The 15,838-nt window shown below is 62.2% G+C and carries 12 protein-coding genes; 7 read left to right on the top strand and 5 right to left on the bottom strand.

Annotation, left to right across the window (positions count from 1 at the left end):
* Positions 1 to 25: 25 nt before the first annotated feature.
* Together AC13QO_RS05705 and AC13QO_RS05700 are read left to right on the top strand one after the other, a co-directional pair.
* Positions 26 to 637 (top strand): ABC-type transport auxiliary lipoprotein family protein, encoded by a 612-nt coding sequence (locus AC13QO_RS05705; protein ID WP_488540113.1) that lies wholly within the window; start codon positions 26 to 28, stop codon positions 635 to 637.
* Positions 638 to 785: 148 nt separating this feature from the next.
* On the top strand, positions 786 to 2,039 hold the full coding sequence (locus tag AC13QO_RS05700; protein WP_488540112.1) for a sensor domain-containing diguanylate cyclase: 1,254 nt from the start codon (positions 786 to 788) through the stop codon (positions 2,037 to 2,039).
* Between the two features lie 36 nt (positions 2,040 to 2,075).
* On the opposite strand, the gene AC13QO_RS05695 is transcribed toward AC13QO_RS05700, so the two are convergent.
* The 3 genes from AC13QO_RS05695 to AC13QO_RS05685 all read right to left on the bottom strand — a co-directional run bounded on the left by AC13QO_RS05695 (position 2,076) and on the right by AC13QO_RS05685 (position 11,004).
* On the bottom strand, positions 2,076 to 2,951 hold the full coding sequence (locus AC13QO_RS05695; RefSeq protein WP_488540111.1) for a D-alanyl-D-alanine carboxypeptidase family protein: 876 nt from the start codon (positions 2,949 to 2,951) through the stop codon (positions 2,076 to 2,078).
* Positions 2,952 to 3,234: 283 nt separating this feature from the next.
* Positions 3,235 to 3,795: a cysteine hydrolase family protein gene (locus AC13QO_RS05690; protein WP_488540110.1), complete on the bottom strand. Its 561-nt coding sequence runs from the start codon at positions 3,793 to 3,795 to the stop codon at positions 3,235 to 3,237.
* Positions 3,796 to 3,897: 102 nt separating this feature from the next.
* Positions 3,898 to 11,004 (bottom strand): apolipoprotein A-IV repeat region-like domain-containing protein, encoded by a 7,107-nt coding sequence (locus tag AC13QO_RS05685; RefSeq protein ID WP_488540109.1) that lies wholly within the window; start codon positions 11,002 to 11,004, stop codon positions 3,898 to 3,900.
* Between the two features lie 464 nt (positions 11,005 to 11,468).
* Here AC13QO_RS05685 and AC13QO_RS05680 point away from each other — a divergent pair, with 464 nt between their 5' ends.
* The gene (locus tag AC13QO_RS05680; RefSeq protein ID WP_488540108.1) at positions 11,469 to 11,852 is read left to right on the top strand and encodes an Hpt domain-containing protein; all 384 of its coding nucleotides are present in this window, start codon (positions 11,469 to 11,471) and stop codon (positions 11,850 to 11,852) included.
* A gap of 206 nt (positions 11,853 to 12,058) precedes the next feature.
* Positions 12,059 to 12,379, top strand: coding sequence for a 2Fe-2S iron-sulfur cluster-binding protein (locus tag AC13QO_RS05675; RefSeq protein WP_011425597.1), 321 nt, complete (start codon positions 12,059 to 12,061; stop codon positions 12,377 to 12,379).
* 351 nt (positions 12,380 to 12,730) lie between these two features.
* Here AC13QO_RS05675 and AC13QO_RS05670 read toward each other — a convergent pair whose 3' ends face one another.
* A complete protein-coding gene (locus AC13QO_RS05670) occupies positions 12,731 to 13,357 on the bottom strand; it encodes a DUF922 domain-containing Zn-dependent protease (RefSeq protein WP_488540107.1) in 627 nt (208 codons plus the stop codon).
* Positions 13,358 to 13,459: 102 nt separating this feature from the next.
* On the opposite strand from AC13QO_RS05670, the gene folP reads away from it, so the two are divergent.
* The 3 genes from folP to folK are packed head-to-tail and all read left to right on the top strand — an operon-like array spanning position 13,460 to position 15,202.
* The gene (gene folP, locus AC13QO_RS05665) at positions 13,460 to 14,329 is read left to right on the top strand and encodes a dihydropteroate synthase (protein ID WP_488540106.1); all 870 of its coding nucleotides are present in this window, start codon (positions 13,460 to 13,462) and stop codon (positions 14,327 to 14,329) included.
* Positions 14,326 to 14,691: a dihydroneopterin aldolase gene (gene folB, locus AC13QO_RS05660; RefSeq protein WP_008525873.1), complete on the top strand. Its 366-nt coding sequence runs from the start codon at positions 14,326 to 14,328 to the stop codon at positions 14,689 to 14,691. The genes folP and folB overlap by 4 nt, the downstream gene beginning before the upstream one ends.
* Positions 14,684 to 15,202, top strand: a complete 519-nt coding sequence (gene folK, locus AC13QO_RS05655; protein ID WP_488540182.1) for a 2-amino-4-hydroxy-6-hydroxymethyldihydropteridine diphosphokinase — start codon at positions 14,684 to 14,686, stop codon at positions 15,200 to 15,202. Before folB ends, folK begins: the two co-directional genes overlap by 8 nt.
* 66 nt (positions 15,203 to 15,268) lie before the next feature.
* Here folK and AC13QO_RS05650 read toward each other — a convergent pair whose 3' ends face one another.
* Positions 15,269 to 15,820 (bottom strand): hypothetical protein, encoded by a 552-nt coding sequence (locus tag AC13QO_RS05650; RefSeq protein WP_085778351.1) that lies wholly within the window; start codon positions 15,818 to 15,820, stop codon positions 15,269 to 15,271.
* Between the last annotated feature and the right edge of the window lie 18 nt (positions 15,821 to 15,838).

The following is a 15,838-nucleotide window of genomic DNA, read 5'->3' as shown; positions in this document are numbered from 1 at the left end:
CAGGGAAAGTCAGGGGTAGCCCAGTATGGTCGCATCGCATCTGTTGTCGCGCCGTTCGTGGATCAGGGGAACGGCGATCGCGCTGCCGCTGACTGCGTTGATCCTGTCGGGCTGTGGCACTTCAGCCAAGAACGATACCTATGATCTCTCTGCGGCCGTCGATGGCGATGGACCTGCTGCCAAATCCCGCCAGATCCTGATTGCCGGCCCGACGGCACTCAGATCGCTCGACAGCGATCAGATCGTTATCCGCGTCTCGCCGTCGGAAATCCAGTATCTGTCGCGGGCGCAGTGGGGCGACAAGCTGCCGCGCATCGTGCAATCGAAACTGGTCGAGGCCTTCGAGAATTCCGGAAAGCTCGGCGGCGTCGGCATGCCGGGGCAGGGGTTGGCGATCGATTACCAGATCGTCACCGATATCCGCGCATTCGAAATCGACGCCTCGAGCGGCAACCAGGCGGTGGTCGAAATCTCCGCCAAGATTCTCAACGACCGAAACGGCTCGGTACGCGACCAGAAGGTGTTCCGCGCCATGACGCCGGCCGGCGGCGACAACGTGGGCTTCGTCAAGGGTCTCGACCGCGCCTTTTCGACGGTGGTGTCGGAGATCGTCGGCTGGACGCTGCGCGCAATCTGAGATTGCGTTTTCGCGGGTGCAGCTTGGAAATCAAGGGTTGCCGATACGGAAAAAATATTGGTGCCACGAGGTTGAGGCGTTCAACGTATTAAATTTATTCATGAATTTGTGGAAAGCGTCGTGTTAGCGCTGTCAGGAGGCATGCTGCATGGTGGTCGCACGAGTATTCGGAAAGTCGTCATCTGAAGCGGTTCAGCGAGAAAAGGAACGGCTGGCAGCGTTGCAGCAACTCGATCTGCTCGACACGCCCAAGGACGAAGGCTTCGAGCGAATCGTCCGCCTTATAAAGCAGGTATTTTCCGCCGACATCGGCATCGTGTCGCTGATCGATGCGCACCGGCAATGGTACAAGGCCTGTTCCGGCATGTCGGGCGACGAGGTCTCGCTCGAAGACACATTCTGCCGCTACGTGGTGGACTGTGACGAGCCTGTCATCGTTCCTGATGCCAGCAAGGATTTGCGCTTTGCAACGCATCCTGCTGTCACGGGCGCGGACCATATCCGCTTTTATGCCGGCGTTCCACTCAGAACGAAGGCCGGCCACATGATTGGAACCGTGTGCGCCATCGATCGCCGGCCCAGATCGTTCGGCAGCAAAGATCTTTGTATTCTCGAGGAATTGGCGGGAGCAGCGATGGACCGCCTCGAACTCATGCAGTCTGCCGCTACCGACAGCCTGACCGAGGCCATGACGCGGCGAGCTTTCAAGCAGGAAGCCGATCAGCTGATTTCCCTCGCGCTGCGGCATCAGCATGACCTGTCCTGCATCGTTTTCGACATCGATCATTTCAAGAAGGTGAACGATGGGTACGGGCATGCCGCAGGTGACGCGGTTCTCAAGTCGGTCGCATCGATCTGCAGGGCGACCCTTCGCGCCGGTGATTTGTTCGGCCGTATCGGGGGTGAGGAATTTGCCGTCGTTCTGCCGCATGTCGATCGGGAGAGAGCGGCCGCCGTCGCCGAAAAACTCAGAACCGCCATCGCCTCGCAGGTCATTTTCGGCGATCACGGCTCGCTGACCGTCACGGCAAGCCTCGGAACTTCGGCGCTATCTATCGTCAGCAGAGACATCGAAACACTGCTCGCTCAAGCTGATGCGGCGATGTATCAGGCAAAACAGGGCGGGCGCAATCGCTGCGTCTCATGGAGTTCCATTCACGCCGATCACGCCATTGGCGCGCGGCGGCGCGTGCTGAAGGCAGGTTCGATCCTATTTAACGACCGGCGCTCGACTATCGACTGCACCGTCAAATCGATCGGCGCGGAGAGCGCCGGTATTTCGGTTTCGAATACGGCGGGCATCCCCTCGGAATTCATTCTTGCCATCAAGGGCGAAGGTTTCGAAACCAATTGCCGAGTGATCGCGCAAGATCGGCAAAACCTGGAAGTGGCTTTTCGGTAGCAAAACGTGTCGCCATCCTTCAATGTCGCATGCCGGTTACTTCGTCGGCTGCGCATCCGTCATCGTCGCTGCAGGCTGGCTGCCTGGCGTGGCGGAGGCGGTGGCGGTGGGCGATGACGGCAGCGTGCTGTCGAGGAGGCTCGCCATCTTGTCGTCGCGCAGGCTTGCAGTCTTTTCACCCATTACGACGCCGACGACGCGGCGGCCATCTTTCAGCGCCGAGGTTACGACATTGTAGCCTGAGGCATCGGTATAGCCCGTCTTGATGCCATCGACGCCGTCATAGCGGTACATCAGATTGTTGTGGCCGCGCAGTTTCATGCCCCGGAACTTAAAGCCGCGCATGGAGAAGAGCTTGAACTCCTCGGGGAAGTCCCGCATCAGCGAGACGCCCAGGGTCGCCATATCACGCGCCGTGGTGACCTGCTCCGGATCAGGCAGGCCCGAAGGGTTCTTGAAAACCGTATCATTCATGCCGAGTTGGTGCGCCTTGTCGGTCATCGTTCTGGCGAAGGTCTGTTCGGAGCCGCTGAGATGTTCGGCGATCGCCACGGCAGAATCGTTGGCGGACAATACCACGATGCTTTCGACAGCTTCACGCAGCGTCACCTGGCGGCCGGCGCCAATAGCGAGTTTGAAGGGCTCCTTGCTCTCGGCATTTTCCGACATGGTGAGCTTCTGGTCCCAGCTGAGACGTCCCTCGTGCAGCGCCTCAAAGGCGAGATAAAGCGTCATCATCTTGGTCAGCGACGCGGGATAGTTGAGATCGTCCTGGTTGGAGGCTTCAAGGACCTGACCGGATTGCGCATCAATCACAAAGCTTGCCTGACCGGCCTCAGCCGAGATGAAAGCGCCCATCAGAAGGGTGGACGAAAGCGCGATGGCAAGAAGCCGGGATGTCGTCGTGGTCATCGGTATTGCTGTCTCTTTCGTTGCGCGGCCGAGGAGCCGTTGGCTTTAAACGCAAGCGGATCGAAAAAGTTTGTGACGGAATGAAGGAAGGCGGGCAATAAAAAAGGCCTATCCACAGATGATACCTTTTGTCTCGGCCCCTGGATATATGGCGACTGGGGCAGAGGCCGATCATGGTCGATACGGCTGCGAGGGATGTGCCTGAGATCTACTAGGCTTTGGTCGTCACGTTTAGGACCGAGCGCTTGCTTCCGATTTGATGTCAGGTGTTGTGGCCAGACCTTTATGAAAAGCAAATATCGACGGCGGGGCGGACCTTCACCGTCGCGTCGCCCGCATCGAAACCGTCAAGCGTTTCGTTGTGGTGGGCGACAATCTCGGAGAAGGTGAGGGTCGCCGTGTCGCCGGTTGTGTGGCCGTCGGCAACCAAGGTTACGTCATAGCCGAGCGAAACGGCCCGCCTGACGGTCGTGTCGACGCAGAATTGCGACATGCAGCCGCCGACTATGAGATGTGTAATCGAACGTTCTTGCAAGCGGTCGGCAAGATTGGTCCCGAAGAAGGAGTCGGCGCTTTTCTTGCGCACGACGATCTCACCTTTTTGCGGCGCAATCTCCCGACGCAGCGCCCATCCCGGCGTGCCCACGGCCAATCGATGACCGCTGTCGCCATCATACTGCACCAGCACGACCGGCACGCCGGCCTGTCGCGCTTTTTCCTTGAGCAACGCCAGCCGAGCAACGGTCTCATCAAGTGCGGAATCAACCTCGGCCTGGCGCTCCGGCGTTGCCTTTCCGAAGAGAATTGCGTTCTGTACGTCGATAATCAGAAGGGCCTTGGTCATTTCGTTCGCGGTTTCGGCTGGGGAGCAGATCATACCCCGTCATCAGTGAAAGCCGCCTGACACATGTTCAGACGGCTTCAGCTCCACGACATCGGCCAGACTCTATTTCAGCCTGCCCGCTGCGTGGGCGAGCATGGTGTAAACCTTGCCCGTATCCGACGTCAGATAGGACTGCGTGACTGTCTGGTTCGGGTCGGTGCGGGCGACGTCGGCGAGCAGCTTTTCGAAATCACCAATATAGCGATCGACGGCGGTTCGGAATTCCGGTTCGCGGTCGTATTTGCGCTTGATCTCGTCGAAGGTCTGCTGGCCTTTCAGCGTATAGAGGCGTCGGGTGAAGACGTCGCGCTCGCCGCGCTGGTAGCGGCGCCAGAGATCGACCGAGGCATCGTGATCGATGGCGCGGGCGATATCGACGGAGAGCGAATTCAGCGATTCCACGACATGGCGCGGATTGCGGCTGTCGTTGCTGCGTGCGGCCGGTGCGGCGGTTTCCGCAGAGCGGGCGGAAGCACGGGCCGGCGCTTGGTCCGCGGCCTCTTCACGGGATGCGCCCCGCAGAAGATCGCTAATCCAGCCGCCGCTTTCCCGGGCCGGTTCCTGGCGGCCCAATTCCTGGCGAGTGGGGGCTGGCTGCTGAGCGGCCCGCTGAGGAGCGGCGGCCGAAGCGGACGGCGTAATCGTTCCGCGCAGACCTGCCGCTTCGATCGGCGCAGGCGCTGCCGGCTGCGGCGGCTGGGCTGCGATCGGCTGAGCCGGGCGCGGAGCCGGCTGCGCCTGGGCAAGCGAGCGGGCGGCGGGTTCGGAGATTTCGAGCTGCTGGCTGGAGCGGCCGACAAGCTGCGAGATATCCTGCAGGGCCTTGATCTGTTCGGCGACGGCGCGGCGCATGGCCGAGGCGCTTTCCTTGGCTTCCTCGGGCAGGTCGAAGGCGCCGCGCTTCAGTTCGGCGCGGGTGGCGTCGAGCTCGTTGCGGATGTCGGCAGCGGAGCGGCGGATGTCCTCGGTAGCGCCGGAGAAGCGGCCGACGGCATCTTCGATCGCCTCGCGCAGCGATTCCCGCATGTGCTGGGCAGCACCGTCGGAGGCGCGGCCGGCTTCGCCGAGCATGCGCTCGACTTCCGACAAGGAGGCGGTGAGGCCGCCGCGAATGCGATTGGAGAGATCGCCGGAACGGCGTTCGACATTGGCGAAGGTGCTGTCGATCGTCGTATTGGCCTCGTCGCCGGCGCGGGTGATCGCCTCGCGCATCGTCTCGGCGGCCTCCTGAGCGCGCTTCTCGGTGTCCGTCAGAACGCGGCCAATATCGGCGAAGGAAGATTGTACGCCCTGGCGCAGGTTGCCGGTGACCTGGTTGGAGCGTTGCTCGGCCCGCTCGAACACTGTTTCGATCATGTCGCCGAGGCCACGCATGGTCTTTTCGATCTCATCGGAGCGCTGGACCAGGCTGACGGAGAGGGCCTGCAGCGCGCCTTCACGCTCCTCGAGCGTCGAGGCGAGGTTGGACTGGGCGGCACCCAGAAGCTGCGAGGCCTGGGTCAGAACCTTGGAATGTTCGTCGAAGCGGCCGATGATGCTGCCGACCTGGGCCAGCGTCTGGCCAGAGATGTCGGAGAGGCGGTCGACCTTGCCTTCGAGAAGCCTGGTCGATGCGTTGACCATTTCGGCCGCCTTCGTGGCGGAGTCGGCAAAGCGGGTCGTGGTTTCGCCGAGACGCCCGTCGACGCTCGTCAACTGTTCGGCGGCGCGGTTCATCATCATCGCCATCGCCGCGCTGCTTTCCGACATGCGCTGAACCAGGCCGTTGACGTTGCCGACCAAGCTATTCTCGATGGCGCTGACGGCGTTGGCGACATTCTCGGTGCGGGCGGCAACGGCGCTGGCGAGCGCTTCGTTCTCGGCGCGCAGACGGTCGGCGCTGAGATTGGCTGCGGCGGTAATGCGGGCAGCCGCCTGTTCGCCGGCATCGGTGTAGCGATCGATGATCGGGCGGGCGGTTTCGTCAAGGATGCGGGTCAATTCGACAGAGCGGCCTGACAGCATCGAATTGAGGTCGCGGGTGCGTTCCTCAAGCGTCGAGCGGATCGAGTTGCCGCGCGCTTCAAGCGCCCGGTCGACGTCGGAGAGAGAGGTATCGATCTCGCGGGCGCGCTCCTCGAGATTGGAGCGGATGGCGCTGCTGCGCGCTTCGAGCGCCCGCTCGACATCCGCCATGGTGGCGGAAATCTCGCTGCCGGCCCCCGACAGGGTCGTGCGGATGGCATTGCCGCGCGCCTCGAGAGACTGGCCGGCGTCCGACAGGGCCCTGGAAATGGCATTGACCTGCGTGCCGACAACGGTCTCCGCCTCGGCGACCTTGTTGACGATGGCATTGCCGGCTTCCGAGAAGGTCTGGGCGACGGCAGCGGCCTGGGTTGCCAGGCGGTTCTGAGCTTCGGCAACCCGCGTGACGATCTGCGAAGAGCGCTCATCCATGGTGCGGGTGAATTCGTCGCTTTTCGCATTGAGATCCTCGGCGAACTGCTGGCCGGTCTTGCCGAGCAGTTCCGTCGTTCTCGTCGCTTCGCCTTCCATTCCCTGGGCTGCTTCGGCCACCGCGCTGCGCAGCGTCGAGGCGAGGCCGGCGGCCTTGCCCTCGATGGTGCGGTTGACGGCGTCGAGGCCGACGGTTAACGCGCGATCCATAGTGGAGAGGCGTTCCTCGATGCGTGCGTTGCCGCGGTCCAGGGTTTCGCCGAGACTTGCCGTGCGGCCCTCGATGGCGCCTGCAAGCGTGGTCGTGCGGCTGTCCAACGTCTCGGCGAGATTGGCGGTGCGGCTGTCGATTGCCTGTGTAAGATTGGAAGCGCTGCCTTCGAGCGTCGCCGAGATGCGTCGGGTGGCGTCGTCACCGAGCGCGCCGAGGCGGGAAATGCCTTCGGCAAGCACGCCGGAGAGCTGGCTGCTGGCGGCTTCGACCTTTTCGGCAACGCCGCCGACGCCGTCGCGGATGCGGGTCTCGATCGCCGTAAGGCCGGCCTCCATACGAGAACCGGTTTCTTCAAGACGTCCCGCAAGGTTCTCAACCGACTGGTCGAGATGGGCGGAAAGGCCTTGGGCGGAGCTCGAAATCGTGTTCGCCGCCTCCTGGAAGCGGCCGGCGATCTGGCCGGCGCCGGCGCGCATGCGATCTTCCAATGTCTGGGCGCCGGCATCGATCGCCTGGCGGATCGAGGCTTCACGGTCTTCCAGCGACATTTCGAGCATGCTGACGCTCGTCGCCACCGAAGTGCCGATGCTGGTCGCCTGTTCAGTGAGCGTATCGCTGATCTGCGCATGCGCCTGGCTCAGCGACAGCTCGATGGCATTGCCGCGATCCTCAAGCGTCGTGCGGATGCGCTCATGGGCGGAAGCGAGCCCGCCTTCGATGCGCGCCGCGGCCTCCTCGGCCAGGCTCCCGAGCCGCGCATGGGCATCGCTGAGGCGGCCTTCGATGCGGCCGGTCAAGCCGCCGACGAGACCTTCAAAGCGAGCACCGCCCGCATCGAGAACCCCCGAAATCACCGCACTGTGCTCGGAGAGCGCGGATTCAAGCCGCCGCTGATTATCGGCATAGGCGTTATGGATGGCGTCCGTCTTGTCGGCAAAGGCGCCGGCGACGCGGGCCTCGGCGCTGGTGACAGCCTCCATGATTGCATTGCTGCGGGCTTCGAGGGCGCTGTCGAATCGGCTCTGGTTGTCATCGAGTGAAATAGCGAGCGCCATGGTCTTTTCGTCGAGCGCATCGGTGAGCCGATCATGGCTTGCCGTTACGGCACCGACGAGCGCGGCTGCGCGGTGTCCCAGGGCTTCCTCGAGGCGGATCTGCCCTTCGCTTAGCGAGGCGGCCAGCGCGCTGGCCTTCTGGTCGAGCACGCCATTCAGGCGTTCATGTGTGCCGGAGACCGCATTGGTGATCGCATCGGCGCCGGATGTCAGCGTCTCCTCGAGACGGCTCTGGCTCTCGTTCAGCGAAATGGCAAGGGCCATCGCCCGATCGTCGAGCGTCTCGGACAGGCGGTCATGGGTGGCGGAAACTGCATTGAGGAAGGATTCCGAGCGGCTCTCCAGCGTGTCCTGCAGACGGCTCTGGCCTTCGTTCAAGGAGGCGGTAAGTGCCGATGCCTTCTCCTCGAGGGTCGCGGCGATACGCTCATGCGTACCGGAGACGGCCTTGAGGAAAGCCTCGGAACGGGATTCCAGCGTGTCTTCGATCCGCGTCTGGTTCTCGTTGAGAGAGATTGCGAGCGCCATCGCCTTCTCGTCCAGCGTTTCCGACAGGCGGTCATGCGTGCCTGAAACGGCATTCAGCAGCGCCGCCGACCGGGTCTGCAGCGTGCCCTCGATGCGAGCCTGGCCTTCGGTCAGTGAGATGGCAAGCGCCATCGCCTTTTCATCGAGGGTCTCCGAGAGACGCTCATGAGTGCCGGATACGGCATTCAGCAGGGCAGCGGAGCGGGTTTCGAGCGTATCTTCGATACGTGCCTGAGTTTCGTTCAGCGAGTTGGCAAAAGCTGCCGCCTTACCTTGCAGCGTCTCGGCAAACCGGTCATGCGTGCCGGAGACGGCGTTCAGCAGGCCTGCGGAACCATTTTCGAGCGTTTCCTCGATGCGGGCCTGGCTCTCGTTCAAGGAAATAGCAAGCGCCATCGCCTTTTCATCAAGGGTCTCGGCAAGTCGGTCGCTCGTGCCGGACACGCTGTTCAACAAGGCTTCGGCGCGGGTTCCGAGCGCGTCCTCGATGCGGGCATGGCGCTCGTCGAGCGAGGTCGCCAGGGCCGCAGCCTTGGTATCCAGTGTTTCCGACAGCCGATCATGCGTGCCTGAGACGGCGTTGAGGAAGGCTGCGGAACGGGTCTCCAACGTGTCTTCGATGCGGCTCTGGCTCTCGTTCAAAGAGATGGCGAGCGCCATTGCCTTTTCGTCGAGCGTTTCGGAGAGGCGGTCATGCGTGCCGGAAACGGCGTTAAGCAGCGCCTCGGAGCGGGTTTCGAGCGTATCCTCAATGCGGGCCTGGCTCTCGTTCAAAGAGATGGCGAGCGCCATCGCCTTTTCGTCGAGCGTTTCCGCAAGACGGTCATGGGTGCCGGAAACCGCGTTGATAATGGCGTCGGAGCGGGTCGTCAGCGCTTCCTCGAAGCGGCCGTGATGGGTGGTCAGCGCATCGATCAGCGCTCCGCCGCGCTCCGCCATGACGCTGTCGATACGCTCATGGGCTGTGCCAACCGCGTCCCGGATTTCTGCTGCGCGCGCTGTCAATACGCTGGTGAGTTCCTCGGCGCGGCCGCCGAAGGCCGTCGTGACCTGCTCGGTGCCGGCGGCAACGGCGGCGGTCAAGTCGGCAGTGGTCGTGCGCAGCGTATCGCGGAATTCGGCTGAGCGGGCCTGAAGATTGTTGTGCAGGTCGGAGGTACCGGATGCCAGCGCCAGCGCGATGTCCGAGGTGGCGCTCTGCAGCGCCGAGGTCAGCTCGCCGGTGCGGCTGGTGAGTGCGGTGGTGATTTCTTCGGTGCGGCTATTGAGCGTGCTCTCCAGCACTTCATGGCCGGTTGCGAGCGCCGTCGCAAGCGCCAGCGACTGGTCGGTCATCGACGAGCCGAGCCGGTCGATATTGGAGCTCAAAATGCCCTCGATCGAATCCGAACCGCCGGTCAGCGTTTCGTTGATGCGGGCAAGGCTCTCCATCAGCTTGGTGTCGAGTGACCCGGTGCGCTTGTCGAAAGCGCTGGTGAATTCGGCAACACGCTCGTCGAAGGCGGTCGACAGCTGGGCAACGGTCGTCTGCAGGCGCTCTTCGAAGAAGCCGGAGCGCAGATCAAGATCCATGACGGCGTCGTCGGCGGTGCTCTGCAGGCTCTGGCGGAAGCTTGCGCCCTTCTCATCGAGCGCGCTGTTCAGCTTCGAGAGCACGTCGTCGAGCGTGCCGCTGATGGTGCGTTCGCCCGATGTCAGGCTCTCGTTGATCTCGCGGGTGCGGGCGATCAGGATTTCATTGAGCTGATGCGTGCGCTCGTTTAGCGCCGCGTTCAGCTTCTCGGTGCTGCTGTCCATGGTCGAGGCGCGCGTCTCGAACTGGCTGAGCAGTTTTTCGCCGTGTTCATTGAGGTTGACGGAGAGAGCCTCGAGGCGGTTGTCGAATTCGGTGGCGAGCGCAAAACCGGAGGCGTTGAGGGTCTGGAGCAGGCTGTCGGTCTTGGCGGCGAGCAGGCTGCCCATCGACTGCAGAGCGCTGTCCGATTTTTCCAGGATCGTCGCCGCGCGCGTGTCGATCAGCGAGGCGAAGGCTTCGCCCGACGTGGCGAGCCGCACGGCGATTTCTTCGGTCGCCAGCGACAGTTCTTCCTTCAGCTGGTCGTGGACGCTGCCGATCGAGGTGCGGATGCGGTCGGCATGGTTGACGATCGCCTCCCGCTCCGAACCGAGTTCATGGACGAGGCCGCGCACGCGCAACTCGTTGTCCGCATAGGAGCGTTCCAGCGCGTTGACCTCGGAATGGACCAGCGTTTCCAGCTCGGAAGCGCGCGCGATGGTGCGCTCGATGCCTTCGTTCATGGCCGAGACCTCGCGACGCACCGCCTGGCCAACGGTCATGATGCGTTCGGAGGCAATGGTTTCCGGCTCCGCCAGGCGCAAAGCCACCTCTGCCATGGAGCGGGCGGCGTTCCGCATGTCCTGAGCGCGGGAGATCATGATGGCGAAAGCATAGAACATCATCACCGGAATGATGATGCCGACGAGGCCGGCAATAACGCCGGGCAGGGCAACCAGATCGGCGATCGAGCGGATCTGCCAGATCTGCGGCGCATAAATCAGCGACATCAGGCCGAGGCCCGCCATGACCCAAAGCACGGAAAACAAGGTAGCGGTGCGCACTGCTGAGCGGCTGGAGGCGCCGTCGAAGGATTTTAGGATCGAGGCGGGCGTATTGCGGCTGGCATCATTGGCGGGCGCGAAGGCCGGCGCCCGGGAGGCCTGCTCGGCCCCGGCGCCGCGGCGGTTGCGGCGCTGCGCTTCTTCCGGGGCCTGCTGATTGCGCGCATTCGATGGATCAGACACATTTCCCTCCGGCGCCTGAGGCGCGTCGCCGCGGCGAGACGGCACGTTATCCTTGCCGAAGTCGATCTGGAGCGCCTCGTCCAACGCCTTGAACGCCTTGTCCTCGATCGACTCATTGTATTTGTTATTCGCCATTCGATTACGCCTCGTTACTGTCGGCCGGCCCGGGTAGTGCATCCCCGGTTTCCGCCTGCCCGGGAACAACTTTGCCGTTACGGCTCTCCATCCCAATCGCGGACGGATAAGCATGTCATTTCAGAGTAGATAGCCGCTTTTTCAAACGGAAGGTATCAAAACACTACCATTATCCACTCACTCGGCAAAGGCGCGTACCATAAACCCGCTCCACCAGTATCGTAGTGACACATCTGGGCTCAGCACACAATTAATGAAGGCTTGCGATTCACGACTTGTTAACTTGTTGTTAACACCTTTGAATCCGAAGCCCTGCTTAAAAACCAATAATTTAGGGATGTTTAACGGATGTTAACCATACGGTGAGATTTCGGTGCCCGATGTGCCGGAATTTAACGCGATGGCCACCCTCCTGACGCAGAACTGTAGCAAGTGCGGACGATGTGAGACGGGAGATGTGGCAAATGGCAGGCCAGCTGGCAGCATTGAAAATCGTATTCGAGGCGTCTGAGAATGGACAAGGGCCGTGCCCCTCGAAGGTACGGCCGATCGATCTCGTCCATCTCGCGAAACAGACAATGGGCGACAAGTCTCTGGAAATCGAAGTCCTTCAGATGTTTGCGCGCCAAGCGCGGGCGTGCCTCCAGGATATGGCAAGCGGCGAAACCGTGCGTGTCGGCGCGGCTGCGCACCGGCTGAAAGGTGCGGCGAGTTCGGTCGGCGCATTCCGCGTTTCGCAGACGGCTGAGGTCGTCGAGGAAACCGGCGGCGATGCCGGCGCAATGGCGGCGCTCGGCGCTGCCGTCCTCGACGCCGAGAATTTCATTCTCAAGCTCTGCCGCGGCTGACCTCCAACTCTTCTTTCGTTGATCGAACGGGGCCCGTTGTTTCATTGCGGAACCACGGGTCTTTTTGCGACGTCCCAGATGACGCTTTGAAGACGGCGGTCGAAGGCCCGATCTGCGAGGTTAGGGCGGATTTCCGAATGTTGACTGACGCGTCGATTTGTCGGAAGAAACTCCGCCCACCCATTTGAAGACCGGAAATAGTCCTGATGCCCAAACTTACCATCGTCGCCTTCGACGGTACGCGCTTCGACCTCGACGTCGACCAAGGCTCCACCGTGATGGAGAATGCCGTGCGCAACTCGGTGCCCGGCATCGAGGCAGAGTGCGGCGGTGCTTGCGCCTGCGCCACCTGTCACGTCTATGTTGACGAGGAATGGACGGAGAAGGTCGGCCAGCCGGAAGCGATGGAAGAGGATATGCTCGACTTCGCCTTCGACGTACGCCCGACCTCGCGGCTCTCCTGCCAGATCCGGATGAAGGCGGCCTATGACGGGCTTGTCGTGCACGTGCCCGAACGCCAGGCCTGAGATATCGCTGCCAGCACATTGTCCCGAAAATCGGAGTCCGATCTTCGGAGGCAAATATCCGCCAATCATAACCACAAAAAAGACGCCTCGCGCGCTGGTGCGAGCGAGGCGAGGCGGGCGCATTACCAACGGATGAGGGAGGAACATCCGCGGCTTCGGAACGCGCCAGGAGAACCCAGCGAGGAAAGTCCAGATGCCGTACCTGAACTTTCGAATGTGTTCATATTAACGCGTTCCGGTTGAGTCTGCCAGGATGAAAAATGACCATTAAAACGCTGGGAAAGGCGTAAGTTTCGCACAAGTTTCGTTGCGCAGCTAAGTTTTTCTGCTCGTCACCAGCTCGAAAAAGCCTTATTTTCCGCCGGCTCGACCGTTGATTCGATTTTTCAGCAATCTCAGCATGCGCTTCTGGAAGTTGACCGCCTCAACCCGGTCGAATCGCGCCTGCAGCCGATCGTGCTCCTCTATGCCGCGAGTTGATTCGTTGGAGACGAGCTCCTGCATGGCCTCGCAGCTGCGCTGCTGCGGCAATGCGCGGATGGCGCGCTCCATGGCGCGGGCCTGATCTCTGGCGATCTCGGCATGACGCTCCTCGTGGCGCTTGATGTCACTCGACAATGCGTCCCATATCATCGACAGCTCCTTGGTGGCGCCTCTGCGGCTGTTCCAGCGCGGCAGGATGATCTGGGTGTGAACCGTGACCTTGACATTGCCGACGCGGCATCGGCCGTCATCCTGGATGTAGGTGGCCTCGCCGCCGAAGCGAATCTTGGTGGCGCCGGGATGGCGTGCCGACGAACCGCTCGCCGTCGGGCCGCGGCGGCTGAGTTCCCGGTCTAGCTCATCGGCGGTTTTGCCGCGGATGTCGAAATAGGAATAACTTTTCGATGCGATCACTTCAGCTGCCGCTGGACTGCTGAGGGAAAGAGCAATGGAAAAGGCGACAGGAAGGCACATATAGCGCATTGCAAGCGGCATTCTGAACGCAACCCATGTTGAAATCGGCAGGAGCTTGGGGCATAGCCACCGTAAGCGCAATATCGGATGGCGGCTTTTTTCGTCATCAATAGGACAAGTCTGGTGACAGGGCTCGAAGGCAGTTTCTGGCGTGTCGGCCATGGCCGGGAAATCGAACTCGGCCGTCGTTCGGCGATCATGGCGATCATCAATGTGACGCCGGACTCCTTCTCCGACGGCGGACGTTTTGAAACCGTCGATGCCGCCGTCGAACACGCATTGCAGGCGGTCAGCGACGGTGCTGCGATCGTCGATATCGGTGGCGAATCGACTCGGCCGGGTGCGGCGTCGGTCAGCCCTTCGGAAGAGCAGGCGCGGGTGTTGCCCGTGATCGAGACGCTGCGCGGTCGTACCGAGGCGCTGATCTCGATCGATACGTACCGTGCCGAGACGGCGCGGCTGGCGGTCGGCGCCGGCGCCCATATTGTCAACGACGTCTTCGGACTACAGAAAGATGCAGGTATCGCGGATGTGGCCGCGGCCACCGGGGCGGGGCTCTGCATCATGCATACCGGCCGCGACAGGGTCAAACTTGCCGATGTGATTGCCGACCAGACGTATTTCCTCGAACGGTCGCTGGCGATCGCCGCCGCGGCCGGAGTTACCAGCGACCGGATCGTGCTCGATCCGGGATTCGGCTTCGCCAAGGAGACGGTGGAGGAAAACCTGGAGCTAATGGCGCGGTTTTCCGAACTGTCGCGCTTCGGTCTGCCGCTGCTTGCCGGCACGTCACGCAAGCGCTTCCTCGGTGCGGTGACGGGGCGCGAGGCGCCGGAGAGGGACGCAGCGACGGCCGCATCAAGCGCGCTGCTCAGGCTTCAAGGGGCTGCGGTTTTCCGGGTGCACAATGTCGCAATCAACAGGGATGCGCTTGCTATCGCCGATGCTATGCTGAATGCGCGCCAGGAATTCGAGAGGAAGCGGCCGACATGACCACCTACACGATCACGCTGCAGAACTGCGCCTTCTTCGCGCGCCACGGTGTGCATGACGAGGAGGAATTCCTCGGTCAGCGCTTCTTCGTCGATGCCGAGCTCGATGTCGTCGCGGGCGAGGCGCTGGAAAGCGATTCGATCAACGACACCGTCAATTACGGCATTGCCTTTACGGTGATCGAGGAGATCGTCACCGGCAAGCGACGCTATCTCATCGAAGCCCTGGCGCTCGATATCGCCAAGGGCCTCTGTCAGACGTTCCCGCAGGTGCGGCGGGCGAAGATCACAGTGCGCAAGCCCAATGCGCCGGTGCCCGGCGTGCTCGATTTCGTGCAGGTGAGTGTTGAGCATTTTGCCTGAGGCTGCATCGCAATCGGCCACACTCGGCCTCGGCGGCAATATCGGCGATCCGGTAAAGGCGATGGCCACGGCGCTGCAGAGACTGGACGGGCGCGACGACTGTCGTGTCACCGCCGTGTCGCGGCTCTATCGCACGCCGCCGTGGGGTAAAACGGACCAATCGTTCTTCTTCAATGCCTGCGCTGCGGTCGAAACCCGGCTCCCTCCAGAGGCGTTGCTCGACGTTTGCCTGTCGATCGAGCGCGAGATGAAACGCGAGCGTATCGAGCGCTGGGGACCGCGTACGCTCGACATCGACGTGCTGACCTATGGCAATGTCGTCCAGCAGGCGCCGCGGCTGGAGTTGCCGCATCACCGTATGACCGACCGCGGTTTCGTCCTGATGCCGCTTGCTGATATCGCCCCAGACCTTCTCGTCAGGGGAAGGCCGGTCAGCGATTGGCTGCTCGAGGCGGACGTGACCGGCATCGAGGTCGCCGATGACAGCGGCGACTGGTGGCGGAGCGCCTGAAGCACGGATCCTAATACGCGACACGGCGGGAAACCCACCGCTTCAGGAAAATCCGTCATGCACCGTCTACTGGATGGAGCCGACGGCCATTTCGTCGACCTGACGAGTCAATGTCAGGCCGATAACCGGGATCATCTGGCTTTCGACCTTGACCGACACGGTGACGTTCATCGTCTTGTCGTCACGCACGCGGGCGATCATTGCGCCGTTCAGTTTGGCGCGGTTGATTCCGACCACGACGGTATCCTCGGTGACGGCGCCGGAGACAACGTCAAGACCCTTTCCGGCGGCGCCGTCGAGGAATTTGCCCTTGTAGGTGGAGCCCGACTGCGAGATGACGGCGGACATCGGCTGCTTGAAGACGCCGACGCGGCAGGTGCCGTCGAGCTTGATGCCGGCAGTGCCGTCGCCGGTGGGTTCACCGGTCAGGTTGCAGGTGAATTTCGTGCCCTTGTACTTGCCGGCGACGATCTCGCCGGGGCCCTTCCACGAGCCGGTGACGGATTCGAAGAAGGCCTTGTCGCGTGTTGCGGCCGTGGCTGCCGGAGCGACGTCTGCGACAGGAGACAATGCCGCGGCGGCGAGGCCGCATAAGAAGAGAAACTGGCGCGAATACATGGATTTTCCTTGGCAAAC

It is taken from the genome of Rhizobium sp. CNPSo 3670 (assembly GCF_057784555.1).
Note: the sequence above shows the minus strand (reverse complement) of the source record. Positions and strands in the feature narration are given on the sequence as shown.

Bases quoted from the DNA above. Each gene is read 5' to 3' on its own strand.
- AC13QO_RS05705 (WP_488540113.1), top strand. From the start codon at position 26: ATGGTCGCATCGCATCTGTTGTCGCGCCGTTCGTGGATCAGGGGAACG.
- AC13QO_RS05700 (WP_488540112.1), top strand. From the start codon at position 786: ATGGTGGTCGCACGAGTATTCGGAAAGTCGTCATCTGAAGCGGTTCAG.
- AC13QO_RS05695 (WP_488540111.1), bottom strand. From the start codon at position 2,951: ATGACCACGACGACATCCCGGCTTCTTGCCATCGCGCTTTCGTCCACC.
- AC13QO_RS05690 (WP_488540110.1), bottom strand. From the start codon at position 3,795: ATGACCAAGGCCCTTCTGATTATCGACGTACAGAACGCAATTCTCTTC.
- AC13QO_RS05685 (WP_488540109.1), bottom strand. From the start codon at position 11,004: ATGGCGAATAACAAATACAATGAGTCGATCGAGGACAAGGCGTTCAAG.
- AC13QO_RS05680 (WP_488540108.1), top strand. From the start codon at position 11,469: ATGGCAGGCCAGCTGGCAGCATTGAAAATCGTATTCGAGGCGTCTGAG.
- AC13QO_RS05675 (WP_011425597.1), top strand. From the start codon at position 12,059: ATGCCCAAACTTACCATCGTCGCCTTCGACGGTACGCGCTTCGACCTC.
- AC13QO_RS05670 (WP_488540107.1), bottom strand. From the start codon at position 13,357: ATGCCGCTTGCAATGCGCTATATGTGCCTTCCTGTCGCCTTTTCCATT.
- folB (WP_008525873.1), top strand. From the start codon at position 14,326: ATGACCACCTACACGATCACGCTGCAGAACTGCGCCTTCTTCGCGCGC.
- AC13QO_RS05650 (WP_085778351.1), bottom strand. From the start codon at position 15,820: ATGTATTCGCGCCAGTTTCTCTTCTTATGCGGCCTCGCCGCCGCGGCA.